Annotated in this window: 21 protein-coding genes; 13 read left to right on the top strand and 8 right to left on the bottom strand. The window is 38.8% G+C overall.

Going from position 1 to position 26,928, the window contains the following annotated elements; all coding sequences use genetic code 11:
- Positions 1-198 precede the first annotated feature (198 nt).
- From CRI9333_RS20660 to CRI9333_RS20645, 3 genes are read left to right on the top strand one after another with little or no spacing between them, the layout of a single operon-like run.
- Positions 199-2,244: a restriction endonuclease subunit M gene (locus CRI9333_RS20660; RefSeq protein ID WP_015205098.1), complete on the top strand. Its 2,046-nt coding sequence runs from the start codon at positions 199-201 to the stop codon at positions 2,242-2,244.
- A 17-nt stretch (positions 2,245-2,261) separates the two neighbouring features.
- Positions 2,262-3,641, top strand: coding sequence for a restriction endonuclease subunit S (locus CRI9333_RS20650; RefSeq protein WP_315863874.1), 1,380 nt, complete (start codon positions 2,262-2,264; stop codon positions 3,639-3,641).
- Positions 3,638-4,477, top strand: coding sequence for a hypothetical protein (locus CRI9333_RS20645; RefSeq protein WP_015205097.1), 840 nt, complete (start codon positions 3,638-3,640; stop codon positions 4,475-4,477). Before CRI9333_RS20650 ends, CRI9333_RS20645 begins: the two co-directional genes overlap by 4 nt.
- Positions 4,478-4,686: 209 nt before the next feature.
- Here the strand turns inward: CRI9333_RS20645 and CRI9333_RS20640 are convergent, their stop codons facing one another.
- The 3 genes from CRI9333_RS20640 to CRI9333_RS20630 all read right to left on the bottom strand — a co-directional run bounded on the left by CRI9333_RS20640 (position 4,687) and on the right by CRI9333_RS20630 (position 9,097).
- A complete protein-coding gene (locus tag CRI9333_RS20640; RefSeq protein ID WP_015205096.1) occupies positions 4,687-5,292 on the bottom strand; it encodes an RloB family protein in 606 nt (201 codons plus the stop codon).
- Positions 5,285-6,571: an AAA family ATPase gene (locus CRI9333_RS20635; protein WP_015205095.1), complete on the bottom strand. Its 1,287-nt coding sequence runs from the start codon at positions 6,569-6,571 to the stop codon at positions 5,285-5,287. Before CRI9333_RS20635 ends, CRI9333_RS20640 begins: the two co-directional genes overlap by 8 nt.
- A 201-nt stretch (positions 6,572-6,772) precedes the next feature.
- Positions 6,773-9,097, bottom strand: coding sequence for a tetratricopeptide repeat protein (locus CRI9333_RS20630; RefSeq protein ID WP_015205094.1), 2,325 nt, complete (start codon positions 9,095-9,097; stop codon positions 6,773-6,775).
- Positions 9,098-9,334: 237 nt separating this feature from the next.
- Between CRI9333_RS20630 and CRI9333_RS20625 the strand changes: the two genes are divergently transcribed.
- Positions 9,335-9,661: a putative quinol monooxygenase gene (locus tag CRI9333_RS20625; RefSeq protein WP_015205093.1), complete on the top strand. Its 327-nt coding sequence runs from the start codon at positions 9,335-9,337 to the stop codon at positions 9,659-9,661.
- Between the two features lie 298 nt (positions 9,662-9,959).
- Here CRI9333_RS20625 and CRI9333_RS20620 read toward each other — a convergent pair whose 3' ends face one another.
- Positions 9,960-11,537, bottom strand: coding sequence for an NAD(P)H-quinone oxidoreductase subunit N (locus CRI9333_RS20620; RefSeq protein ID WP_015205092.1), 1,578 nt, complete (start codon positions 11,535-11,537; stop codon positions 9,960-9,962).
- A 203-nt stretch (positions 11,538-11,740) separates the two neighbouring features.
- Here CRI9333_RS20620 and CRI9333_RS20615 point away from each other — a divergent pair, with 203 nt between their 5' ends.
- Positions 11,741-12,427: a response regulator transcription factor gene (locus tag CRI9333_RS20615; RefSeq protein WP_015205091.1), complete on the top strand. Its 687-nt coding sequence runs from the start codon at positions 11,741-11,743 to the stop codon at positions 12,425-12,427.
- 10 nt (positions 12,428-12,437) lie between these two features.
- On the opposite strand, the gene CRI9333_RS26945 is transcribed toward CRI9333_RS20615, so the two are convergent.
- From CRI9333_RS26945 to CRI9333_RS20605, 3 genes are all read right to left on the bottom strand, one after another.
- Positions 12,438-12,638 carry a hypothetical protein gene (locus tag CRI9333_RS26945; protein WP_157462361.1) on the bottom strand — a complete coding sequence of 67 codons (201 nt, stop codon included), beginning with the start codon at positions 12,636-12,638 and terminating at the stop codon, positions 12,438-12,440.
- Positions 12,639-12,700: 62 nt separating this feature from the next.
- A complete protein-coding gene (locus tag CRI9333_RS20610; protein ID WP_015205090.1) occupies positions 12,701-13,003 on the bottom strand; it encodes a hypothetical protein in 303 nt (100 codons plus the stop codon).
- Positions 13,004-13,059: 56 nt separating this feature from the next.
- Entirely contained in the window at positions 13,060-13,347 is a 288-nt protein-coding gene (locus CRI9333_RS20605; protein ID WP_071881159.1) for a DUF1830 domain-containing protein, read from the bottom strand.
- 273 nt (positions 13,348-13,620) lie between these two features.
- Here CRI9333_RS20605 and CRI9333_RS25925 point away from each other — a divergent pair, with 273 nt between their 5' ends.
- From CRI9333_RS25925 to topA, 8 genes are all read left to right on the top strand, one after another.
- The gene (locus CRI9333_RS25925) at positions 13,621-13,815 is read left to right on the top strand and encodes a hypothetical protein (protein WP_071881134.1); all 195 of its coding nucleotides are present in this window, start codon (positions 13,621-13,623) and stop codon (positions 13,813-13,815) included.
- Positions 13,816-13,869: 54 nt separating this feature from the next.
- Positions 13,870-16,143: a sensor histidine kinase gene (locus CRI9333_RS25180; RefSeq protein WP_015205088.1), complete on the top strand. Its 2,274-nt coding sequence runs from the start codon at positions 13,870-13,872 to the stop codon at positions 16,141-16,143.
- 109 nt (positions 16,144-16,252) lie between these two features.
- Positions 16,253-20,575 carry a chemotaxis protein CheB gene (locus CRI9333_RS20595; protein ID WP_015205087.1) on the top strand — a complete coding sequence of 1,441 codons (4,323 nt, stop codon included), beginning with the start codon at positions 16,253-16,255 and terminating at the stop codon, positions 20,573-20,575.
- A gap of 70 nt (positions 20,576-20,645) precedes the next feature.
- Complete coding sequence (locus tag CRI9333_RS20590) at positions 20,646-20,987, top strand: type II toxin-antitoxin system RelE/ParE family toxin (RefSeq protein ID WP_015205086.1); 342 nt, start codon at positions 20,646-20,648, stop codon at positions 20,985-20,987.
- Positions 20,988-21,029: 42 nt separating this feature from the next.
- Positions 21,030-21,359, top strand: coding sequence for an XRE family transcriptional regulator (locus tag CRI9333_RS20585; protein ID WP_015205085.1), 330 nt, complete (start codon positions 21,030-21,032; stop codon positions 21,357-21,359).
- Between the two features lie 41 nt (positions 21,360-21,400).
- Positions 21,401-21,976 (top strand): IS607 family transposase, encoded by a 576-nt coding sequence (locus CRI9333_RS26255; protein ID WP_015205084.1) that lies wholly within the window; start codon positions 21,401-21,403, stop codon positions 21,974-21,976.
- A complete protein-coding gene (locus tag CRI9333_RS25915; RefSeq protein ID WP_198013587.1) occupies positions 21,885-23,048 on the top strand; it encodes an RNA-guided endonuclease InsQ/TnpB family protein in 1,164 nt (387 codons plus the stop codon). The genes CRI9333_RS26255 and CRI9333_RS25915 overlap by 92 nt, the downstream gene beginning before the upstream one ends.
- Before the next feature lie 330 nt (positions 23,049-23,378).
- Complete coding sequence (topA, locus tag CRI9333_RS20570) at positions 23,379-26,030, top strand: type I DNA topoisomerase (protein WP_015205082.1); 2,652 nt, start codon at positions 23,379-23,381, stop codon at positions 26,028-26,030.
- A 109-nt stretch (positions 26,031-26,139) separates the two neighbouring features.
- On the opposite strand, the gene CRI9333_RS20565 is transcribed toward topA, so the two are convergent.
- Entirely contained in the window at positions 26,140-26,907 is a 768-nt protein-coding gene (locus CRI9333_RS20565) for a VanW family protein (RefSeq protein ID WP_015205081.1), read from the bottom strand.
- Positions 26,908-26,928 lie beyond the last annotated feature (21 nt).

Below are 26,928 nucleotides of genomic sequence, written 5' to 3'. Positions count from 1 at the left end.
ACAATCTGATATTTTATAGCGGTTAGCACCTCAGCTATCAGTTTCTTTCCCAGGGTTAATGCTGCTAGATAAGACTGATATCGGGGGTGGTATCCAGCACATCTGACGTTGAATACAAAAATTAAGCTGACAATAGACAATATCATGGTGATTGAGGTCTAAACTATAACTAGAATAAGATTAAGTTAATGAATAGTAATGTCGGCTGAAACTCCCAAAACCTACCTGGAACAGGCAATTGAAGATGGTCATGCTGAGCTTATTGGCGAAGGCAGTAGGGAACGTATACGCTATATCGCTACTGATCATTCAGAAAGATGGTCTGACCCAGAAGAGAAGGTTAGGGCTGAGTTTTGGGCTGAGTTGATTTATAAGTATGAATACGATCCAAACCGCATCAAATTTGAGGTCAACGTACCACGGCGTACCCCTAATGACTATGCTGACTTGGTGGTTTACAAAGACGACGAGTTTAAAGACCCTTATTTTGTCTTTGAAGTTAAACGCGCAGACATCAGTGATGCTGAGTTTGCTCAATCGATTGAGCAAGCTTGTGGAAATCGGGCAAGTCTTGGTGCTCCTTTTTGTGGTGCGATCGCAGGTTTAACCCGTCGCCTGCTGCGTTTTGACAAGTTTCCGCCGGGTGAGCGAGATCGGAACCATCTTACAGATATTCCAAAACGATACGGTAAGCCTCCTGAATGGCGGTTCTATAAAAACAGACCAGGGCAGGATCTCTCTGCTGTCCCCCGTGAGGAATTACGCTCTGCCATTCGTAAATGCCATCAGACTCTTTGGGAAGGAGGTCGTCGTAGTCCAATCGCTGCATTTGGTGAGTTCTGCAAAATTGTCTTCGTTAAGTATCGGGACGAAAAAAATCCGGAGCTGGAAGATAATCAGCCCTACGCATTTCAGCGTCGAGAAGAGGAAAGTAGTGACGCACTAGCTAAACGTATTTTTAAGCTTTATAAAACTGAACAAGAGCTTGAGCCTGGAGTTTTTACTGAGCCTATCAATGTAGATCCTCCCGTGTTAGCTCAGGTTGTTGAACACTTGGAAGCAATATCCCTAGATCGCACTGAACTGGACACAAAAGGAGTAGCTTTTGAAGAGTTTATGGGGGGATTCTTCAAAGGTGATTTTGGTCAGTATTTTACACCCCGCGAACTGATCGCCTTTTCTGTTAAAATTCTCAACCCAGAACGCAAGCATTTAATTCTTGATCCGGCTTGTGGATCTGGAGGTTTTTTACTCTACTCGCTTGATCACATTCGGAAGATAGCTGATCATCGGTTTCCTAAGTATAAAACTGATCCAGACGAGCGGGAAAGGCACAAAGATGACTGGCATAAATTTGCTGAAAAAAATTTGTTTGGCATTGAAATTAATGAAGAATTAGCTCGTGTCGCCAAGATGAATATGATCATTCATGATGATGGTCATACTAATATTTTGGGACATGATGCTCTTGATTTTCTTGAGAAAATAAAAGCGATTAAGCCTGATCTTGTTCCAGGTAAGTTTGATTTGATTCTGACGAATCCCCCGTTTGGTTCAGTTGTCAAAGCAACCGAAAAAGATAAGGGCTACCTTGATCAGTTTGATTTGCGGCGTTATCTCAATAAAGCAACAACGGGTACAGAACCGGATGAATCCGCCCAGGGTGAAAGGGATGCAAAGCGAGGAGCAAAAGCGGTAAAAGCTCGTACCAGCATTAAAACAGAAATCTTGTTTATTGAACGGATTTGGTTATATCTAAAGCCCGGTGAAGGCAGGGCGGCGATCGTCTTACCGGATGGGATTTTAACAAACTCCTCTCTGCAAGGGGTAAGAGATTGGATGCTGTCCCATTTTCAAATTCTTGCAGTGGTAAGTTTACCTCAGTTTGCCTTTGCTTACTACGATGCAGGAGTGAAAGCCAGTATCATTTTTCTACGGAGATTAAAGGATGAGGAAGTAGTACCTGACGATCAGCCGATCTTTATGGCACTGGCTGAAAATATTGGGTATGACGCAACGGGACGAAAAACTTTTAATGTAACTGTTGAAAGTGAAATTCCAGAGCGAGAGAAAGTAGAGCGGCATAGCTGCGATCTATTCGATTACCGTGTTTATTTTGAATGGAATACGGTTAACCCCAAGACACCTGGATGGAGTGAACGCCATCGAGAGATTATTCCTGATACGGGGTTGGTTGCTCAGTGGCGTGAGTTTCAAAAAGATGCAGCACCTTTTTTCGTCTAAGCCCCGTTGAGAGTGAAATCAATCACTTCTTTGCTATTAAACGGGGCGAAATTGGAGACAGATTAGATGCAAGCTACTTTGCCTCTGGAAACTGGCTAGAACTTTCAAAGTTTCCTATTTCCATAATTGGTAGACACTTTGATGTTCGAGATGGCGATCATAGCCGATTACCTAGTGAAGAGCTTTCAACCCCAGAGGAAGGAGTCCGATATCTCAGAGCACAAGATCTTTGTGAAGGTGAGATCATTTCAGATGATCCGATTTACATTTCACATAGATACTTTGCAAAAATTGAAAGGTCTCACATTAAACCTGGCGATTTGCTCTTTTCTGTTATGGCATCGATAGGAAATAGCGCAATTGTTCCTGATGACTTTCCTCCAACTACGGCAAATCGAGCAGTAGGTATTCTTTCTCCCCTTACACAAAACAAAATTTTAACTTGGTATCTTTTTTATCTATTTAGTACCGAACTTGGAGAGCAGCTTTACACACGAATTAAAAAGGGTGGACTTCAACGTCGCACTAACTTAGCTGACGTAGAAGCTCTCGAATTTCCTCTGCCACCGACAGCTAAACAAGAAGAACTTGTTACTGCGATGGATAAGGCACGATCGCAGCGAAAACAAAAACTAGCAGAAGCCGACACTCTCCTTTCCAGTCTTGATAATTATTTGCTAACAACTCTCGGACTTAATCGCTTTGGTGAAGACGATCGCAATGTATTCGCTATACAGAATTTTAGTATTAATAGAAGACTTGATCCACATTTTCATGCTCCTAGCTTCAAGCAGATTAGTCGATTACTTTCTACAACAACAACAGTACCTATAGGATCGATAGTTGGCTTTTCTAAAGAAACTTGGAAGCCTGAAGAAGATGAAAAAAGCACATTCCGTTACATCGAAATTAGTAATGTGAGACCAGAAACAGGAGAAGCCACATGGGTTGAAATTCCTGTAAAAGAAGCACCTAGTCGTGCTCGAATGGTTGTCCAGGAGGATGACATTATCGTTAGTCTCACTCGACCCCATCATGGTTCTATTGCCCATCTATCTGGTGAGTTTGATGGCTGCATTGCATCAACTGGTTTTGCTGTAATTCGTTATGTAAGCAAGTTGGTGAATCGAGAATATCTTTGGTGCATTCTTCGTTCTCAGCTTTGTCTTCAGCAGATGCTTCAACGTTCCAGTGGCGGTAATTATCCTGCCATTATCAAGTCAGAGTTAGAGAATGTTGTAGTTCCCATACCAGAAATCTCTATTCAGGAAACAATTGTCTCTGAAGTGCAACGTCGCCGACGAGAAGCCCGAAACTTGCGATCTGAAGCCGAAATAGAATGGCAAGCGGCAAAGCAATGGTTTGAAGAACAACTGCTAGGATCTGCCCCATTATGATGTTTGAGTTTTTAATCCTTTACCGGAAGGAACCCGACACCAATATTCATGAAGTCTTGTCAGATACACTAACCACTGTTCTACAGGACAACCTTAACGAATTTGAGTCTGAAGAAGTTCAGCAAATGATTATCCTCTCTACTGAAAGGCTAGGAAATCAGTCAGTTGACGAATCCGGTAATAGTTCACAGAATGTCCTTTTAGGCTTTTCGCTAGATTTACCAAACGAAACAAACGAGCCTCAAACGGTTGTTTATGAATTTGCTAAGGCGTTAATAGACAATACAAATCCGATTTCTCATATCGTTAAATTTGAAGACTCTTTATTACAAGCTAATCTCGCTCATTGGGCTGAAGAAATCTTTGCTCTCGAAATGAAATTACGGCGTGTTCTGACACTGATTTATCTCTACGCCTATCAAGATGAAAATCCTTTTGATTTGCTGTGTGAAGAATCTACACAGCCAATGGTTAAAGAGCGCCCTAAACCAGAGCAGATGAAAGCAGTACTAGAAAACCAATTTTTTCATTTGACCTTTAGTCAGTATGTAGGTTTAAATCAGCGACCTGAATTGAAGATAGCTGACATCGTAAAAAACATCAAAAATACTGAAACATATGAAGTATTTCGTGCAGAGCTAAGCCGTGTTCCAGTTGAACATGAAGATGATGCAGTTTTGCTCGCAGGTTTGAAAGCCCGGATGGAGGCTATTGAGGCAATGCGTAACTGTGTTGCCCATAATCGTCGCCCTCCCCGTCGAGTCATAGAGAACTACGAAAATGTTCAACCATTGCTTAACCAGTTGCTTGATGATTATCTCAACCAGTGGTTATGAATTGCAAAAATCATAGTTTGGTTTCTAGAACGCTTTCTTAACCACAGATAAACGCAGATATAGCGCCTCAGCGCTTGCCGTAGGCTATGCAGATAAAATACAAGATTTATTGACTTTCGCCACCTATCCGTACAATCTACAGTGGGTAGGGTGCGTTAGCGCAGCGTAACGCACCTTACAGTACTTACGCAAAGCCTAAGTACTGATCTTCATTGAACAAACTTATTGAGTTCTTGTACTAACAGATGCACTGTTGTAGAGGGATTATCTTTAGCAGGAGTGGGCGGATTATATTGATTGAGTAAATTTATAGCATTTCTAATAGCAGTAGCCTGTTTTTCAAATAGCTCATCATAGATTGTTTCACTATTTTTCTGATACTTTCGATTAAGGTGAAGATTCAATTTCTGAAGATAGTCGCTTCGAGGAATACCAGTGTTGAGAAACTCAAAATGAAGGACATACCATAGTTCAAATGCCTCATTGGAATAAGCTACTTTGAACCCCTGACTCTCAGCCTTTTTGATAGCATTATTAAAATCTTCTGGAGTCCAAGCATCTCGATCAAAAACGCACCATACCTGATCGTACTCTTCTTGTTGTTTCAGTTCCTTTGCACTGTTTACCAGCTTGCTAGGGTTTTCTCCTAATCCTTTAACATCTATTTCAGCAACATTCTTTGGGACGCGAAAACTCCTAAAGTAGTTAGGCTCTGTCTTCTCTCCTTCACACACAATTAAGAATCTTTGTCTAATTTCCCTAGTATTAACTTTTCTAGGAGAATACCCACCAGAACTTGTCCTTCGTCTAGACATTGGATTCAATCAAGTGATTTAGGTTGCCAATATATGGAATTGCCCCATATCTTCCCTTAATGTAATCGCTTTCAAAAGAGGCATCATTACGTATTTTGTATTCTGCTAAAGAATACAAATCTGTTGCACCGTATCTATTCTTTTCAGTAAACCAAACTTGATCTCTACGAAAAACCTTATTATTAAGTAAGTTAGTATCATGTGTCATAAAAATTAATTGAGCATTGTTTGGGTTTGCTTCTTCAGAATTGAATAATTTAACAATTGCAAGACTAATCAAGGGATGAAGTCTTGCATCAAACTCATCAATAATTAAAATTTCTCCTTCTTTAAGAGCGGTTATGAGCGGTCCAGCTAAGGCAAAAACCTTTTTTGTACCCTCAGATTCATGGCTTTCCAAATCAAATTCTTCAATTGACTTGTAGTTGCCATCAGTGTCGAACTTTCGATGAGAAATACCTATTGAAGTTGCTTTACCTCCACCTACTTTGGCAATAAACTTCTTAAGCTCATCTGGCATTTCATCAGGCAAGGAATCAATTGTAAAATCTTCTTGTTCAACTTGTACCTCGCTGATTCCTAAATCCAGCTTCTTGATCAACTGAATAATATCAGCCCTATTCTTATTGTTTATGAAGCATCTGACTGTATAATTTAAGTAATCTTCATCGTGTAAACCAGAAATAATATTCAACTTATCAGTTATCCACTCTAAAATCTTCTCTGCAAGATCAACATTAAATTGAGCAGAAACAGATAAAAAGAGTGCGTTACTTCTAGTTCTTTGTTGAATACCATCAGCATCATAATTCTTAGATAGTTTAATATTGTCAAGTTTGCGCTCAAATAGCTTAGTTTCCCTCACATTAGGCACATAAAATAACCACTCCGATATAACTCTTGTTTGAGTTACTTCAAATCCATATCTATATTTGCGCCCACCCATCAAAAATACCAATTCAAAGTATGATGGCTTTCCTTCGGTTTCTGTACTTAGCCTAAAAGGTTCTACGCTTATTTCATCGGTACTTTGAGTTTCTTTAGACGAATTAACCATAAACCTTTTCATAAAGCTTAATGCTTTGGCAAGGTTACTTTTGCCACTAGCGTTTGCTCCGTATATCGCAGCACTCTTAAGTAGCTTTAGTTCCTGATCTATAGCAAAAACGTTATTTACATCAAGGCTTTTGTCCTTCGACACAAGATTAGCTGCCACCATACTGAAGGTGACTTGTTCTTTAAACGATCTGTAATTACCAACACTAAACTCGATAAGCATGACTCATCTCTTAGGTTTACCTGAAGAATTTGTGAAAAAATCACACAAAGCTACTTTAAGGTTAGCAGTAATTAGCTTAGAATGTTAAAATCTCAGATAGAAATACAAGATTTATTGACTTTTGCCACATATTCGTGCAACCTACAGTTATATTCGCCGAGCTAAAGTGGGGAAAGTGATAGATTTAGTTATGCCTAACTTTTAACCTTTCGCATAACAGTTTAAGCGTTGATTTAACTGACTACGAATGGCAGGAGTTTTGATTAATTGTGCAACTTGTTGAGCTTGATTCTTCAACCCCGCTTGAGCATAATTAATCGCTATGCTTTCCAAGAAACTGGCGCGATCATAAGGATCTTCTACTTCTGTTTTGCTAATCACATTGCCTTGGCTATCTGTTTCTACTTTAAATACCATTACTTTAGATTCAGGATCTTTTAAAGTCTTAGCAACTTGTAATGCTTGATTTAATGCCTGACTAGCTTTAGCATTTTGCTGATTCTGGATATATTTACCAGCAATAGCTACTAACAATCTAGTTTTATCTTCTGGAGTTGTTAAGGTATTAACTAATTGCATTGCTTGATCGTATTGTCCCGCATCCAGATATTTATTAGCTAATTCCTGTGATATACCGTTTTTATAAACAGGATTTTTATATGCTTTGATAGACTGCAAGGCTAAGTTATATTGTCCTGCTTCTAAATACAAGTTGGTGATTTCTTGCAAGGTAGCAAGAGATAGGGAAGAATCTTTAATATTTGGTACTAATTTCAACGCCTGGGTTAATGTTTCAGTCGCTTTATTCGCTTGTTCTGCTAAGGCATATTCTAGGGCAATTTCTGCTTTACCTTTAGCAATTGCGTCTGGTGACGCGAGGGTGTTTGCTGTTTGAAGTGCTTGAGAAAATACCTTTGCTGCTTGCTGTGGTTGTTTGGTTTTACTATACTGTTTGGCAATAGCTGCTAAGGTTTTAGCTCTATAAGTATAGGTAGAATTGAAATTTTGGATTTTTTGAGCAGTTTGCAACGCTCTTGTATATTCTCCACCTTCAGCAAGTGCGATCGCAACTTTGTTTAAAACAATATTTCTCTCGTCAATATATTTACTATTAATAGTTTGGACAATTTGCAATGCTTTGTTATAATCTTTAGCTTGCACTGCTTGAATCCCAACATCTCTCAAGGCTTTTGCTCGATCAAAAGGATCTATAATTGTTTGAGCTACTTTAATAGCATAGTCATATTGTCTAGCTGTAGTAAAATTACGAGTAATATCTTGCTGGGTAACAGTTTTTTGGAAAGTGTCTGGAATTGCGTTGATTGATGCTATGCTTTGAGCTAATATTTGGTTAGCTTGTTGTTGGTGTCCAGCAGTAGCATATAATGGTGCGATCGCAGCTAAACCTTTAGCTTTATTAACAGGATTTTCTATACTTTGCACAGCTTTAAGTGCAGCCGTTATTTGTCCTGCTTTACCATAAACAATCGCAACATTAGCTAATAATTCTTCATTTTTTAAAGCTTTAGCAAGATTCAAAGCTTTGGAAAACACCGTTGCAGCTTGAGTTAGCTGTTTAGCTTGGGCATACTTAGCAGCAATTTGTGCTAAAACTAAGGCTTTCTCATCTGTATTGTAGACAGTTTGACTAAGCAGGAGAGCTTGTGCAAGTTTACCATTATTTGTATATTGGGATGCGATCGCGCTCAAAGCTTTAGTTTTATACTCACCATTGCCGATATTTTTAGCAAGATCAATTGCTTGCTTATCCTTTCCTGTTTTAGCATAAATAATCGCAATTTCTTGTAAAATCTCAGCTTGTTTATAAGAGTTAGCAACTTTTTGAGCAAAGAGAAGCGACTGAGGTAAAATTTCTAATGCTGTTGCTGATTTACCAACTATGAGATATTTTTTTGCTATGCTAATTAAAGCAAAACTTTTTAACTCATCATTTTGGATAAACGAACTTGCTTTAACAGCTTCGGCTAGGATTGGAATAGCCTTAGATGGTTGATTAATTTGGGTATAATAAAGAGCGATCGCAGTTAAAGCTTTAGTTTTAATATTACTATAGCTTTGATTGAGTGTTTGAGTTAATTTGAGCGTTTCGTCTATGATTTTAGCGGCTTGCTCCTGATTACCAGATTTGACAGATTGGTTAACTATTTTATCTAATAATCTTGGTTGTCCCTTAAAATTTACTAACCCATCTAATACATAAGATTTATATTGATTACCTCTGAAAGTTTGCGCTAATTTTATCGCTTGTCTAATCTTATTAGCCGCTTGTGAAATATTGGCTCTATTAGCATCATCGTCAGCTTTTTGAAGTAAGCCTAAAGCATCAGCATTAATTTCTTGATTAATTTCTTCAGTGCAACTAAGTTTACTGCTTTCTGCTTGAGGAGATTGAGGCGTTAATGCTAATCTTGACTGTTGATTTGCTTGCGCTACCGAGTAAAAACTGCCATTTAATATTAATATACCTAAGCAATTGATACTTAGCCTAAAAAGAATTTTATTCATATCTTTACTTCAAAAACGCTATTAAATTAATCAGACGTAAACACTATCAAATTGTTGCCAGTTAATCAAAACAGTAGCTATACGAGCAACAATCATTTATTCATCTGTGTCCATCTGTGTTACATCTGTGGTTAATTATCAAAAAACTACTTGCAAGAGATTCAATTATAATATCAGTTAGCAACACCAGTGTTATAATATTTTATTAGCATAAAATTATTAAGCTTGGAGGGAATAATGCCAGAATTTTTAGATTTTCTTAAACATAAATTTGCCTATGTAGCTAGGGCTGAATTTAAACCAGGGAAATTTGACGAAGCTGAACAACTATTTGAAAAAGCAGTTTCAACTTATAAAGATGGTTTTAAAGGAGCATATCTGTTACAAGAACCTGGAACAGATAAAGGCATTGCTGTAATTTTATGGGAAAGTGCCGAAAAAATGGAAGCAAATCAAAGCGAAGCTTTACAGGATATTATCAAACAAATGACACCGTTGTTTGCCAAAAGCCCAGCTACTAATTTTTATGAAGTTGTCAGCGAAATTCAACCTGATGAGGAGTAAATTACTTAATTTATACGCAGTTGCGTATCAAATATTGAGAAATTGACTTTGGTGATTATAGACTTCTGGCAAAACCGAAAGTTTGGTTAATTCACCACAGATGTAGCACAGATAAACACAGATGCACACAGATGGGAAAATTAATTTTGGCTCATATGTCTCATCTTTAAGTGCAATCAAACAGATTGATATTAAAGCAAAAATAATGGAGTCTACGAAAAAAAACGCCTGACATATTTGTTAGGCGTTTTTTATTGTGGGCAAGATGCCCGTGTAGCATTTCCTAATTACACCTGATTTACTTTCCGTCTAAAGTTCTAGCAACTTGTAGAGGTGTAACTGCTGGCAATTTAGTACTAACTACAGTAGATTGCAACATCGGGGTACGAGTAATAGAATCGTTCGCCAATGTAAACAATGGATTAGATAAAATGCCCGCTAAAGTTGTCGCTATTACAGATAGTACTAAACCGACTTGCAAAGGTCGCATTCCACGTAAATTCCACTTAATTTCTGGATAACTTTTCACGGCATCAGACATTTCGTGGGGTTCTTTTACTACCATCATTTTGACGACACGAATGTAGTAGTAAATGGAAATTACAGTGGTTAGTAAACCTAATAGTACTAACCCGTAAGCGCCTGCTTTCCAAGCAGCCCAGAATATGTAAATTTTGCCGAAGAATCCAGCTAGTGGTGGAATACCTCCCAAGGAAAGTAAGCAAATACTTAAACCCAGTGTTAATAGTGGGTCTTTTTGATATAAACCGGAATACTCGCTAATTTGGTCGGTTCCTGTGCGTAATGAGAATAGAATTACACAAATAAAACCGCCTAAGTTCATAAACAGGTAAATCATCAGGTAAAACACCATACTGGCGTAACCTTCAGTGGTTCCGGTAACTAAACCAATCATCACAAAGCCAGCTTGGGCGATGGAAGAGTAAGCCAAGAGGCGTTTCATGCTGGTTTGAGTAAGTGCAACCACGTTACCCAAAACCATACTAAGTACTGCTAGGGCAGTAAAGACAAAATGCCACTCTTCTGTAACTGAAGGGAAAGCAGTTACAAGTAAGCGAATAGCTAAGGCGAACCCTGCTGCTTTAGAACCAACTGATAAGAAAGCTACAACTGGGGTAGGAGAACCTTCGTAAACGTCTGGTGTCCACTGGTGGAAGGGGACTGCGGAGATTTTAAAGGCAATACCTGCGATCGCAAATACTAAAGCAATCAATACACCCAAGGATACATTAGATCCGTTGTTAGCAATACCTGATGCGATCGCACTTAAGCGAGTTTCTCCCCCAGATAACCCGTAAAGCAGTGATACACCATAGAGAAAAATTGCGGAACTTGAAGACCCAATTAGCAGATATTTTAATGCTGCTTCATTAGAACGGGGGTCACGCTTCATGTATCCCGTAATCATATAAGAGGAGATACTTAGCGTTTCTAGAGATACAAAAATCGTTACTAACTCATCTGCACCACATAAAAACATCCCGCCGACAGTCGCACTAAGCAAAATGGCGATAAATTCTGCTAGAGATGAACCACTCTGCTCAACGTAGCGGATTGACATCAATACGGTGACGGTAGCAGATAAGGCGACGATGCCACGAAATACGATACTCATCGCATCACTGTTAAAACTACCCAAAAAGGAAATTGGGTTAGTGATGGTGGTATCCCATTGAGAGTATAGGGCGACAACCGAGGAAAGCAAACCTGCGATCGCTAAATAAGGAGTCCAACGCGCAGATGACCGCCCTACAATCAAGTCACCTACTAAAACCGCCAGCAGGGTAAGAATTACAATCCCCTCTGGCAAAATTGTTCCGGCATTAAGCTGGGCTGCGAGACTGGCAAAATCCATAATAGGCAGAGCAGATAATTATTGTTATGCAACACTATAGATGTTGCCTCATCCATTGCATTTTATCCGTACCGCAGCCTTTAGTGCCATTTTGGTTTTAAGTAGCTCCACATTAAAAAAGATAAAACAAATATCTCCCCCTCCCCTTATGAAGGGGAGGGGGCTGGGGGTGGGGTAATACGTTTAATTAGGTTGACTTACTTATGAAAATACTGATAGTTGAGGATGATAGCTCTCTTTCTGAAGCACTGGCAGCAGCCCTAAGCGATCAACTTTATGTTGTTGATGTTGTAGCAAATGCCGAAGATGCTTGGCTACAATCTAAAACCTTTAACTATGACCTAATTTTATTAGATGTCATGCTTCCCATGTTAGATGGGATTAGCTTTTCTAAACAATTACGCACTCATGGTAATGCTACACCTATTCTCATGCTAACTGCCCGCGACGGTATCACTAACAAAGTAGCTGGGTTAGATGCTGGGGCGGATGACTATCTAATCAAACCTGTTGATTTGGCAGAATTATTAGCAAGAATTCGAGCGTTGCTACGCCGAGGGAGTGTTAACTTACTCCCGATTTTAGAGTGGGGTAAATTGCGCCTTAATCCGATTACCCATGAGCTAACATATAATAACTTTCCCGTCAATCTAACTGCCAAAGAATTTAGTCTTGTAGAGCTTTTTATGCGCCAGCCGCTACGAGTATTTACCCACCGTTTTATCCTCGAAAACCTTTGGCAGTCTGAAGAGCCACCAGGAGAAAATACGATTAAGGTTCATATCAAAAGCATACGTGATAAATTCAAAAAAGTTTTAGCTCCGTCGGATTTAATTGAAACAATTTACGGTGTAGGTTATCGTCTCAACCCGTTGGCTGAAAAAAACTAGATTTACTTGCCTATAGGGACTCTGGCTGATCTTCTTCTGATTCAGTAATGGTTCGTTTCGTAGCAAAGCCGTTGAGAATCATGCCTCGAATCAGTGCTACTTCTGCATCCAAACCTTTAGCGTGATCCTCATATTTTTCTACTGCACTTTGTATATTGTAGTTTTTCATCCGCTCAGACATTTGACGGGAGAATGTGATCTTTTCCTCCATTGCCCGAACAGCCGACCACAAAGCATTTTCAAGGTATGTGAGTGGGAAAAAAAGTAACTTAACTAACTATGCCACTCGGTATTTTTTTGGAGAATATCTAGAATACTTTGGCGAATAATCATCTCTCTCTGCAAGCGTTTCTGTAAAGGAGTGTGGGAATTTTGATGTTGTATAGATAATTCTTCTGTATCTTCAATTACTGTATATTCATTAGGGATTTGACTCAGAACCTCAGCAATTAGTAGTTGTCGCAATTTATGAATAGAAAAAGCGGCTTGATAGGGATAAGGAGGATAATCTTGCAATACTTCTTCAACTTCTTCCATCACCAACGGTAATGTTAAATTGGCTATTTTGTAACCCATTTTTGAATCCTTTGACTTGCAATTAATTGTTTCCAACCAAAATATTTGCTACTAACTCAAGTTTGGTAAATATTAGATTGAGCTAAATTAGATTGATCAAACACACATAGACTTTGGCAATAAATCACATCAGCCAAAATTGCTGTAACACAATCATTAGTATGGATTTCTAGTTTAGCTTCAGGCGCTGCTTCAAACACTATACCTTGTTCAGGAAAAATTGTTTTTTCCCAAGATAAGGCGGGAATATTCGTTATTTTAATAATTTGCACCTGCTGAGTAGGGTTTGTATAGAAACAGCAAAGTTTTTTAGGAGAAGGTAAATCAGAATTAAAGACTATCATTTTAAATTTTGCCCCGTAATTAAGATTTATATCTGTTGAAAGTATACAACCAAAAAGTAAAAAACTGGTAAATAACATAAATTCACATCAGTTTTTAAATCTGTGTATTGTAGATCACACTTAAAAAATATAAATAAATTTTATCTCCTCAAAATTTAATAATTGGTTAATATTAAGATGTTTTAAACCAAAAGCTATATAAAAATACATTTCACATTTACTACTTTTTTACTTTTAAAAGCTATATTAAAAAATATTTAAGACTAAAAATATATGCCTACTTGTATATGCTGTTCCCAAAGTTTAGTCCGATGTATCCGGCGACACAAAATTTACTGGTTTTGCACTTATTGCCATCAGGAAATGCCTTATTTGGATGATGCTTTAGCTGGGCATCTAGTCAAAAATTTGAATAACAAAAAAAGTTTTAATCGATTAGAAAATCATCAAATTGTCACTGGGCAGTAACTTTAATCTTTCTGTACCTTTACAAAAATTAATGGGATAAGGAAATTAAAAACTATGAAACATTTTGCTTTGGACACAAATTACGAGTTATCACTACCTCTACAGGAAGGTGAACGTAAAAACACAACTCAATTGCAAGAACAATTAGAGCGCGATCGCTTAATTTCCAGCATATCTCAGCGTATTCATCAAGCAACTTCATTAAATGAAACACTTCACACTGCTGTTTTAGAAGTACGGGAACTACTTAACTGTGAGCGAGCATTAATTTATCGTTTTGGCTGGAATCGGTGCGGAACCGTTGTGCAAGAGGCAGTCATAGGCGATTACCCTTCGCTTTTAGGGCGGTCTTTCTCGGCAGAAGTATTGCCCAAAGAGTACCATCAAATGTATAGCCAAGGGCGAGTTGGCATCATTCACAATCTTGATCAAGATCAATTGTCACCTTGCATGGTGGAATTTATGCAAGAGTTTGAAGCTAAAGCAAAACTGGTAGTTCCGATTCGCCAGCAAGAAGAATTGTGGGGACTGTTAGTTGTGCATCATTGCTCAACACCAAGAAAATGGCAGCAATTAGAAATTAATTTAGTCCAAGAATTAGCAATTCATATTGCGATCGCGATTAAGCAAGCATCACTCTTAGAAGAAGCTCAAACCGAACTGCAACAGCGAAAGCTTGCTGAAGAAAAGATTCAACAATTATCAAGCAACGTTGAAACCACTCTTTCTATACTTTGTGCCACTTTGGATGCAACTGCTGACGGTATTCTTGTTGTAAACACTCAAGGGAAAATCATCAGCTTTAACCATATATTTGTCAAAATGTGGCATATCCCTGAATCAGTTTTAGAGCAAAGAAATTATAGTGAGCAGATAGAATTTGTCAAAAATCAGTTGAAAGATCCGGCAAGTTTTGAACAGATGCTCAACAATATGTATAGCCAGCCAGATGTCGAAACTTATAACTTGTTAGAATTAAATGATGGCAGATATTTCGAGCGTTATACTAGACCTCAATTTCTAGCAGAAAAAATTGTTGGTACAGCCATCAGCTTTCGTGATATTACTGAGCGCAAATTGGCAGCAATAGCTTTACAAAAAGCTCATGAGCAGCTAGAAACCAAAGTAGCAGAGCGGACAGCAGAACTAAAACAAACAGCCGAGCAATTACGCCACGAAATAGTAGAGCGTCACTGGGCAGAAAAAGCACTCAGGGAAAGCGAAGAACGTTTCCGCAATTTAGTTGAATCCACCAGCGATTGGATCTGGGAAATAGACAATTTATCTATCTATACATATCTCAGCCCACAAGTTTACGACCTTTTAGGCTACCAGTTATCAGAAATTTGGGGCAAAACTAAATTTGACTTAATGCCACCAGCAGATACATCAAATAGTGTTAAAATTTTAGCAGATTTAATTGAACATCATCAACCTTTTATCTGTCTAGAAAATACCTTTATCCATAAAGATGGTACTTTATTAGTTCTAGAATGCAGTGGAATTCCCTTCTTTGATAGAGATGGTCAATGCCAAGGTTATCGCGGTATTAGTAGAGATATTACAGAACGTAAGCAGGCAGAAGCAGAAATTATTAAGGCGTTGGAAAAAGAAAAATTACTATGTGAACTTAAATCTCGCTTTGTATCGACAGTTTCTCACGAATTCCGTACCCCATTGTCAACAATTTTACTCGCTACTGAGTTACTTATAAATTACGACCATAAATTTGATAACACAAAGAAATTTAAATATTTCAACCAAATTCAAAGTCAAGTCCATCGCATGACTCAACTAATGGAGGATGTTTTATTCATCGGTAAATTGCAAAATTCAGCAGTAAGATTTAAGCCACAGTTTCTCGATTTTAAATTATTTTGCGAACAGATTTTAGAGGAAATTGTAGAAGGCTTTGGCTCAAACCATAGGTGGGAATTGGACTTTGCTGGTTTATCTCAAAATTTATTTGTAGAATTTGATAACCAACTTATGGGACAAATAATCAATAATTTGCTGACAAATGCTGTGAAATATTCACCTAAAGGAACTACTATTAAATTTACAGTCTTATCTGAACAAGAACAGATTATTTTAAGCATTTGCGACCAAGGAATTGGGATTCCTCACTCAGAGCAATCCCAATTGTTTGATGAATTTCATCGCTGTAGTAATGTCGATAATATTTTGGGAAATGGGCTAGGTCTGTCTATTGTCAAAAAAGCTATAGAATTACATGGTGGTAATATTATTGTTGAAAGTGAAGTGGGTGTAGGAACAACCTTCACAGTTTGTATTCCTAGAATTCAACTACAGACGGATAGTGTATAAACGCGGCATGGTGCGTCTCTACAAAAGTAGGAGGTTTATTATAGTTGAAAAAACTTGGTAGAAGTTGTGTGTTGATTCTTTAAGCCTTGAAACATTACTAAAAAAAGCTATGGCTCCTCAACGGGGTTCTCAACAATCGTCATCAAATTCAACTACTTCTTCCGGTAAAACCCCGCCTAGTCAAAAAAAACATCATAAATTATTTCCGATAGTTGGAATTGGCGCTTCTGCTGGCGGATTAGCGGCATTTACAGAGTTACTCCAAAATATACCCAATGATACGGGCATGGGATTTGTGCTGATTCAACATCTAGCACCCAATCATAAAAGTTTTTTGACGGAGATTCTTGCCAAAACCACCCAAATGCCAGTGACAGAAGTTGAGGAAGGAATGTTAGTGGAGCCAAACCACTTTTATGTTATTCCACCGAATACAAATATGATCATTTCTGGAGGTGTGTTAAAACTCACGCCTCGCGCGGATACTATTGGAAAATATCTGCCCATTGATGCTTTATTTATCTCCTTAGCATCAGATCGTAGCAATAAAGCGATCGCAGTAGTTCTTTCAGGTAAAGATGGAGATGGCACCATTGGAATAGAAGTCATCAAAGCCGCAGGTGGCATTACCTTTGCCCAGTGTACAAAATCGGCAAAATTCGATAGTATGCCCCACAAAGCGGCTGCTACTGGCAGTGTGGATTTCATTCTTACACCCCAAGAAATTGCCCTCGAACTGGCAAATATTAGCAAACATCCTTACATCGTCCACTCTCAACCGGAAAAAATTTTCTTGCAAGTACCTCAAAACCAAGATAATTTTCAAACCATCCTAGATTTGTTACAGCAAACTACTGGGGTTAATTTTAGCAATTATAAAGAACAGACTTTACGCAGACGCTTGATGAGGCGACTGGTTTTGCACAAACTCTCAACCCTGGAAGATTACATTAAATATATCCAAGAAAACCCTGCTGAATTGTCAGTTTTGTTTGAAGATATATTAATTAAAGTATCAAATTTTTTCCGCAATCCTTATTTATTTGAAGCTTTAAAAAACAATATATTTTCCCGCATTAAGCTTAATAAACTTGCCAGAGAACCAATCAGAATTTGGGTAGCAGGGTGTGCAACGGGTGAAGAAGCTTATTCTCTAGCTATTTGCTTAGTAGAATTTCTTGAAAAAGAAGGACAAAAAGAACAAGAAAATTCTTCCGCTCAAATTCCTAATACCCAGCATTCCCCACAAAAAGCCATATCTAAACCTTTAAGTTATATACCTCAAATCAAGATTTTTGCTACCGATATCAGCGATGTAGCGATTGATAAAGCCCGTAAAGGTATATACACCGAAAGACAAATGGCAGATGTCTCGCCAGAACGTCTAGAACGCTTTTTCGTTGAAGTGGAGGGGGGTTATCAAATTTGCAAGAATATCCGCGAATTATGTATTTTTGCCAAACAAAACTTGTATCAAGACCCACCTTTTTTTAATTTAGACTTGGTGAGTTGTCGGAATGTATTAATTTATTTTACACCAGCTTTACAGAAGCAGGTTTTGCAGATATTTCATTACAGTATTAATGAAAAAGGATTTTTGGTACTAGGAAGCTCAGAAAGCCCAGGTGAAACATCGGAGTTATTTGCACCTGTAGACAAACGATGTAAGATTTACACTAAAAAATTGCTGTCCACTAAACTTAAATTTGACTTTGTTTCCAAAAAATATCCGCCAGACAAAATGACGGTCGGTAAAAAAATCAACTCTGATGCTACAAGTTCCAATATTATACAGCAAGAAACTGACCGAATTATTTTAGAAAAGTATGGTTCTAGCAGTGTAGTTATCAACAACGATCTCGATATTATTTTATTTAGAGGCGATACCAGTTTATATTTGCGTCCTGCACCAGGAAAGCCCAACTCCAATATTCTCAAAATGGCGCGTGAAGGTTTAATTTTAGATTTGCGGACAGCTATCTACAATGCCCAAAATCAGAAGATATCGGTCAAAAAATTAGGTTTGCAAATCAAAGATAAAAACAATTATAAAACTTGTAATATTGAAGTTATTCCTTTTTCAATAAAATCACCAGAAGAATGTTATTTTTTAGTTATATTTGAGGAAGTTAATTTAGCTAGTCCTCGATTAGTCCCAGGTCAGCTAACTAGCCCACAGACTGGAGGGTTAACTCAGCAAGCTACGCAAAATTATGAAATTATCCAGCTTAAACAAGAATTAGCGATCGCTAAAGAAGATCTTAGTGCTACTAAAGAATATTTACAATCAATAATTGAAGAACAAGAGCTTACTAACCAAGAACTCAAAGCTGCTAACGAGGAAATACAGTCAAGCAACGAAGAATTACAAGGTACTAATGAGGAACTGGAAACCGCCAAAGAAGAACTTCAGGCGACTAATGAAGAATTAAACACAATTAACGATGAACTACGCCATCACAACTTAGAAGCAAGTCAGCTTAATAATGACTTGATGAACTTACTTAGTAATGTTAATCTTCCGATTATCATGCTAGACAAAGATTTATGTATCCGCAGATTCACTCCTAAAGCAGACGAAATTCTTAACCTACTTCCCACTGATATTGGAAGACCCCTGAATAATATCAAGCTTAATATCAACGTTCCCAATTTAGCAAAATTAGTTTTACAGGTAATTAAGACTTCTACTGTTATTGAACAAGAAGTTCAAGATTTGAAATCTCATTGGTATAACCTACGGATTTTACCCTATATAACCAGTGAAAATTCCCTGGATGGGGCAGTGCTAATATTAATTGATATTGATGTCATTAAACGCAGTGCCGAGCAATTAAAAGCAGCCCGTAATTACTCTGAAGGCATAGTGAATACAGTACGACAACCTTTACTTGTAATCAATGCAAATTTAAGAATAATCACAGCAAATATTGCCTTTTATAAAACTTTTGAAGTTACCCCCAATCAGGTAGAGCAAGAATTATTCACAGAAATTCAAAAAGGCGTTTGGAATCTTCCAGAATTGCAACGTGAACTATCAAAAGTAATTTCCGAAAATCAAGGATTAATTGATTTTGAAATTAGCCATGAATTTGAAAAATTGAGATTTAAGACAATGTTGCTCAATGCCTGGGCAATTTCTCAATCACCAGAAGACAACACTTTAATGCTTTTAGCAATTACAGACATTACTGAGCGTAAACAATTTGAAATTGAACGTACTAAATTATTAGCTCACGAGCAAGCCGTCCGCGCCTCAGCCGAAGCTGCCAACCGCGCTAAAGATGAATTTCTTTCCGTGCTTTCTCACGAACTTCGCACGCCTTTGAGCGCCATTATCATGTGGGTACAGTTGCTTGCTTCTCGGCAATATGAAGACCCAACTCTCGTCCGTGGATTAGAAATGATTGAGCGCAGTGCTAAAGCGCAAAATCAGTTAATTGAAGAACTTTTAGATATCTCCCGAATTACAGCAGGTAAGTTGAATTTAATTTGCTCAGAAGTTGATCTAATCACTGTAATTGAAGCTGCGATTGAAATGGTACTGCTGACGGCGGAAGCAAAAAACATTCAACTTGAAAGCATTGTTAACTACTCAGAAGTAATCGTATTTGCTGATTTTCAACGCTTGCAGCAAGTACTGTGGAATCTGTTAGCTAATGCCATAAAATTTACTCCTGAAGGAGGAAGAGTTACAGTCGAACTTGAGATTATTGAATCACTTGCCCAAATTCAAATTATTGACACTGGAATTGGGATTAGTGCTGAGTTTTTATCTTATGTATTTGAGCGTTTCCTGCAAGCTGATAGTAGCAATACGCGATCGCACGGTGGGCTAGGATTAGGACTGACAATTGTGCGGCGTTTAGTAGAACTACATAATGGCACTGTAGAAGCCTCAAGCCCAGGCGCAGGACAGGGAACAACAATCACCGTCAGGCTACCACTAATTACCTACTTTGAAGAGCCTTTAGTGCTGAGTAATGGCAACTTATTAGCCATGAGCAAGTTAGCGTCTCCAGCATTAGCAGAAATTGAGACACTTTCCGGCTTGCACGTACTTTTAGTTGACGATAACGCCGATACCCTAGATGTTCTCAAAACCATCCTTGAAGAGTACCAAGCAGAAGTAACAGCAGTATCCTCAGCTAAATTGGCGATGGAAGCACTGAGAGCAAACCCAAAAATGTATGATGTTCTGTTATCTGATCTGGCGATGCCAAAAGAAGATGGCTATACTTTAATCCATCAGGTAAGGGCGCTTGAGCCAGGTTTGGGCGGACAAATTCCAGCAGCATCGCTCACAGCATATATTACAAGTAATCAAGCAATAGATGCTCTCAATGCGGGATATCAAGTGCATCTGACCAAACCTGTAGAACCTGCTCAACTGGCATTCGTTGTCGCTACTCTTGCAGAACGGACTTCTTAGGCATTAGGACTTACGCACCGAAAGCCTGAAACCTTGATCTACAATATGCGTTTGAGTGCATAATAAATGTATGAACTGGGTTGTTGAGTTCCATGAAGATTTTGAGCCAGAGTTTGATGAGCTACTCGAAGAAGTGCAAAATGAATTGCTTGCTCGTGCCAGTCTGTTGGAAGCGTTTGGACCAACACTAGGGCGACCTCATGTTGATACACTAAAAGGTTCACAGTACGCCAACATGAAGGAATTGCGCTTTGAAGCAGCAGATGGTGTTTGGCGCGTTGCCTTTGCTTTTGATGCAAAACGTCATGCGATCTTGTTGATAGCTGGTGACAAATCTGGTGTGAGCGAAAGTCGTTTTTACAAGCAACTTATTAAAAAAGCTGATGCTCGGTTTAACAAACACTCTTCTTAATTCTTAGATTCACCTACAAGTGAGGGTTAGGTAACAGTAGATATGGCAACAACTTTGAAAGAAAAACTGGAACAGTTGCCCCATGAGCGACGCGAAAAGATCAACGAACGGGCAACAGAGCTAGTAGCATCCTATATGACACTGCAAGAGCTTAGACAAGCACTTAAACTTACACAGGAGAAAGTAGCACAACTCCTGAACATAGACCAGGCAAATGTTTCAAGGCTGGAGAAGCGTAGTGATTTAATGCTCTCGACTTTGCGAGAATACGTTGCAGCAATGGGAGGCGACTTACAGCTTGTTGCCAAGTTTCCTGATCGTCCGCCTGTTACTTTAGTTGGGATTCAGGACATTAAGGTAGAGCAACAGTAATTAGTTTGATTATATTTACTTATATATGTTACTATTTAGTTATGGCATATATACCACTCAGAAAAGCGGTCGAATTTCTGGGCTTGCATCAACACACTTTAAGGAAATACGCAGATGAAGGCAAAATCAAGAGCATCAAAAACGAAGCAGGACAAAGGCTCTACGATGTCGAGTCCTATCAACGTGGTGCAACTGGAACTGCCGTTATTTGCTACTGTCGAGTCAGTTCAGCCAAACAGCGAGACGACCTTAACAGACAAGTTGAATTTATGCGCTCCGGATATCCAGACGCAGAAATCGTCAAAGATATTGGATCAGGACTCAACTTCAATAGAAAAGGACTGCAAGCCCTACTGGTCAGACTTATGCGGGGAGATAAGCTCACGATTATTGTTGCCTGTCGTGACAGATTGTGCAGATTCGGATTTGAACTATTCGAGTTCATGGCACAGCAAAACGGTGGACAAATCGTGGTTCTTGACCAATCTGTTCACTGTCCGCAAACCGAACTTACAACAGATCTTCTTGCCATCCTTCACGTCTTCTCCTGTAGGATGCACGGACTCCGAAGTTACAGCAAGAAGATCAAGGAAGATCCGACTATTCCTAAACCCTGAACAAAAAGCACTACTTAAACAATGGTTGGGAGTTAGTCGTTTTGTTTACAACACAACGATTAAATACTTACAAGAACCCGATACCAAAGCAAACTGGATGGGAATAAAAACTGGAATACTTAACAGTTTACCAGACTGGACAAAATCAGTACCTTTCCAGATTAAATCAATTGCTATCAAAGATGCGTGTCTTGCTGTTAAAGCAGCTAAAAAGGGTTTTAAGAAAGATGGGCAAATACGAAAATTTAGATTTCGGAGCAGGAAAGATACCAAACAATCAATTTTTATTCCCAAGTCTGCTATAAAAGATTGTGGAATTTACCATACAATCTTGGGTCGCTCAAAGCTGAAAGAGGCATTACCCGCAAGTTTCAGTGATGGTAGGTTAACTCTTGCTTATGATGAGTATTACCTAGTTGTTACTTTATATGTGCAACCAGAACAGACCGATAACCAAGGTCGTCTGGTTGCCTTAGATCCTGGTGTTCGCACGTTTATGACATTTTTTAGTGAGCAATCTTTTGGTTTTTTAGGTGAAGATTCTAATTTGTTTATCCAAAAACTATGTTTTCCTTTAGATAAATTAGTTTCAAGAATATCTAAATCACCAAGTCAGCAAAAGAGAAGACTTAAAAAGGCTGCAAGTAGACTTCGTTGCAAAATCAAAAACTTAATTAAAGAGTTACATCATAAATCAGCTAAATTCTTAGTTGATAACTTTGATGTAATCTTATTACCAACATTTGAAACTTCTCAAATGGTGTCTAAGTCTAGACGCAAGTTGAGAAACAAATCTGTTCGGCAAATGTTAACTCTTTCTCATTATGAGTTTAAGACTTTTCTTAATTGGAAAGCTTGGGAGCAGTCTAAAACTGTAGTTGATTGCAACGAAGCTTATACTTCTAAAACGGTGTCATGGACTGGTGAAATTATCAAAAATCTGGGAGGGGCGCGAATAATTAAATCGCTCTCCACCGGATTTAAGATGGATAGGGATCTAAATGGTGCGCGGGGAATTTTTCTCCGTGCATTGGTTGATACACCTTGGTTGAGAAGCCAATTAGCTTCTTAACTTATGTATTTATTAGCAAATGTTAGTAAAAAAGTATCGGAACCAAAATCACATTGAATTTATCTCCAATAAAATTACCTATGACCAATAGTGTAATTTTTCTCTCTCCACAATGAAGTAACCCTGGGGGACTTAGGGGGATCTAGAAGTCAGTCCTGAGCATAAATATAAAAACTGCTAGAAACGCAGATATTTTTTTACAGTTAATTATTTTTAGAATAAGTTCTAAAACCCACTTGACTGTTACCTGTGTAATAGTGACTGTTGAGATATAGCTACAATTCTCTAAATTGCACTGTTATAGCCTAGCTGCTAATTTAATCAACCCCCATGTCAACCCTTGTCATCGTAGAATCTCCCACTAAAGCACGTACAATTAGGCAATTTTTGCCCTCTGGCTATCGAGTCGAGGCATCTATGGGTCATGTGCGTGACCTCCCCTCCTCTGCCGAAGAAATTCCCGAAACCGTCAAGGGGGAAAAATGGGCGCAGCTAGGAGTGAACGTAGAGGCGGATTTTGAACCGTTATATGTAGTCCCTAAAGATAAAAAGAAAATTGTTAAGTTACTTAAAGATGCTCTTAAAGAAGCTGACGAATTAATCCTAGCAACTGACGAAGACCGTGAAGGTGAAAGCATCAGTTGGCATTTGTTGCAAGTGTTGCAACCCAAAGTCCCGATCAAGCGGATGGTATTCCATGAAATCACCAAAGAAGCAATCCGCAGCGCCCTCAAAAATTGTCGCGTAATTGATGAACAAGTAGTTCACGCCCAAGAAACTCGACGAATTTTAGACAGACTCGTTGGTTATACTCTTTCGCCCTTGCTGTGGAAAAAAATTGCTTGGGGATTATCCGCAGGTCGTGTACAATCCGTAGCAGTGCGATTGCTGGTAAACCGAGAACAGCAGCGCCGCGCATTCCGCCAAGGTAAATACTGGGATTTAAAGGCAACCTTAGAGCAAGAAAAAACTGCTTTTGAAGCCCGTCTGGTGACGCTTAAGGGTACTAAAGTAGCTACGGGGAGTGATTTTGACCCCAACACTGGTCAAATTATTGCTGGTAAAAAGGTTAAACTGCTCAACGAAGCAGAAGCAAGAGAATTACAGTCACGGATTTTTAAGCAAACTTGGACTGTTACAGGTATTGAAGAACGTCCCGTAACTCGCAAACCTGCGCCACCGTTTACGACATCAACACTGCAACAGGAATCTAACCGCAAACTACATATCTCTGCCAGAGATACCATGCGGACTGCTCAAAGCTTGTATGAGCAGGGGTATATTACTTATATGCGGACAGATTCGGTGCATTTGTCAGCACAAGCGATCGCAGCCGCCCGTAGTTGCGTTGAGGAAAAATACGGCAAACCATACCTCAGCCCCCAACCCCGTCAATACACCACCAAAAGCAAAGGCGCACAAGAAGCCCACGAAGCTATTCGCCCTGCTGGTAGCACCTTCCGCACTCCCCAGGAAACCGGATTATCTGGTCGAGAATTAGCCCTTTACGACTTAATTTGGAAGCGTACCGTCGCCACCCAAATGGCGGACTCTCGCCAAACTCATATCACTGTTGATACACAAGTTGATGATGCAGGTTTCCGTTCTAGTGGTAAACGCATCGACTTTCCTGGTTATTTACGCGCTTATGTCGAAGGTTCCGACGATCCAGATGCAGCAATTGAAGACCAAGAAGTAATTTTACCAGCTTTGAAAAAAGGCGATCGCCCTAATTGTAAAGAACTAGAACCCATCAGCCACGAAACCCAACCCCCAGCGCGTTATACCGAAGCATCTTTAGTCAAAACCTTAGAAAGCGAAGGAATTGGTCGTCCTAGCACCTACGCCAGCATCATCGGTACAATTATCGATCGCGGCTATGCTCAGATGCAAAGTAACGCCTTAATTCCCACCTTCACCGCCTTTGCTGTCACCAGTTTGCTAGAAAAACACTTTCCCGACTTGGTAGACACCAAATTTACTGCCAAAATGGAGCAAACCCTTGACGACATCTCCACAGGCGAAGCGCAATGGCTACCTTACCTACGAAAATTCTATCTAGGGGAAAAAGGCTTAGAAACCCAAGTAAAAGACCGAGAAAGTCAAATTAACGGCAGCGAAGCCCGTACTATTGAGCTAGAAAATCTCGATGCCAAAGTTCGGATCGGAAAATTTGGACCTTACATAGAAACCGTAAATGGTGAAGAAGTAATTACTGCTTCCATTCCTAAAGATTTAACTCCTGCGGATCTTAATCCAGAACAAGTAGAAACAATATTAAGACAAAAAACCGAGGGTCCAGAAAAAGTAGGTCTTGATCCGAAAACTGGTGAAGCCGTCTATATACTTGTAGGTACTTATGGACCTTATGTGCAGTTGGGTGAAGCCAGTGAAGAAAACAAAAAACCCAAACGCGCTGCATTACCCAAGGGTGTAAAACAGGAAAATGTCACTTTAGATATGGCATTAGGTTTGCTGGCGTTACCTCGTAACTTGGGTGTTCACCCAGAAACCGCAGGTAAAGTTCAAGCAAGTTTAGGTAAATTTGGTCCTTATGTTGTCCACGATCAAGGTAAAGAAGGCAAAGAATACCGCTCGTTAAAAGCTACAGATGATGTGTTGACAGTTTCCCTAGAACGCGCATTAGAATTACTGGCTGAACCTAAAAAGGGACGTGGTGCAACTCGTAGTAAGTCTAAAGCAGCGTTGAAAGAATTAGGAAATCACCCAACTGATGGGGAACCAGTAAATATTTACGAAGGTCCCTATGGTGTTTATATCAAGCACAATAAAACTAATGTCGGTATACCGGAAGGAGAAACTGTAGAAAGTATGACGTTAGAGAAATCGCTAGAACTTTTAGCTACTAAGACAAGTTCTAAGACGAAATCTACCCGCAAGTCTACAACTACTAAAACAGCAGCAAAGACAACTACTAAAAAGACGACGACAACTAGCACCAAGAAAAAAGCTTCGTCTTAAAATGGGTGCGATCGCAATTATTTATAACAATAGCCAGGGAAGCACATAATGTAGAGACGCGAAATTTCGCGTCTCTACGCTGACTGCTATCAATCAAATGCGATCGCACTTAATTCTTCAATACTAAATAATAACTCGTATCAATTATTTCTTCTTTTCCTTGCGCCAAACGCACTGTCTGAACTATTCGTTGTTCATTACTTTCTTCTCTTCTAAACTCTATTTCAAATTGATGAATTTTTTGAGTAGAACATAATGAAGCTATAATTTCTGCTGGCAATAATTTAAACTGCCAGCAAATAGGAACAGGTAAAGTATTAATAAACCGTAAATCTTTATATCCATAAACAACAGTTGCATCTGATCCTAAAGGTGCAAATCTTGTTGATTCCGTATAAATATCATGAGTGTGGGGATGTCTTTCTGTTGGAACTAATCCAGCTTTTAAGATTAACCAATAAATTAATCCTGATAATTGACATAATCCTCCGCCTATATCTGATTGTAACTGATTATTAATAATAGTTCTGCCTTCTTTATATCCGTTTTTAGAATTTGGATTACCAACTAAATGCCAAAAAGAAAAAAGTTTACCTGGCTGGATAACTATATTTTCTAAACGATTAATTGCTAACGCCAAATTATGTTTTTTATTCTCTGAATAGCTAGTTGTTTTAATTACTTGAGATATGCTGCTCTGCGGTTGAAATTGGTATTTATTTATTTCATTTATGGGAATAAAATTAACCATACTTTGAGCATTTCCAGTCAAAATATCCCCAATGTATCTAGATTTGATTTTTAAACTACGCTTTAATTCGCCAGGAATAATCTTTTTTATCGAAGGCAAAAATTTCTCTTTGTTATTTGTATTCATCAGATTGCCATTTAATAATTA

The organism is Crinalium epipsammum PCC 9333 (assembly GCF_000317495.1).
Lineage (GTDB): Bacteria > Cyanobacteriota > Cyanobacteriia > Cyanobacteriales > PCC-9333 > Crinalium > Crinalium epipsammum.
The sequence above is the reverse complement of the archived record's forward strand: the minus strand, read 5'-3'. Positions and strand labels throughout refer to the sequence as shown.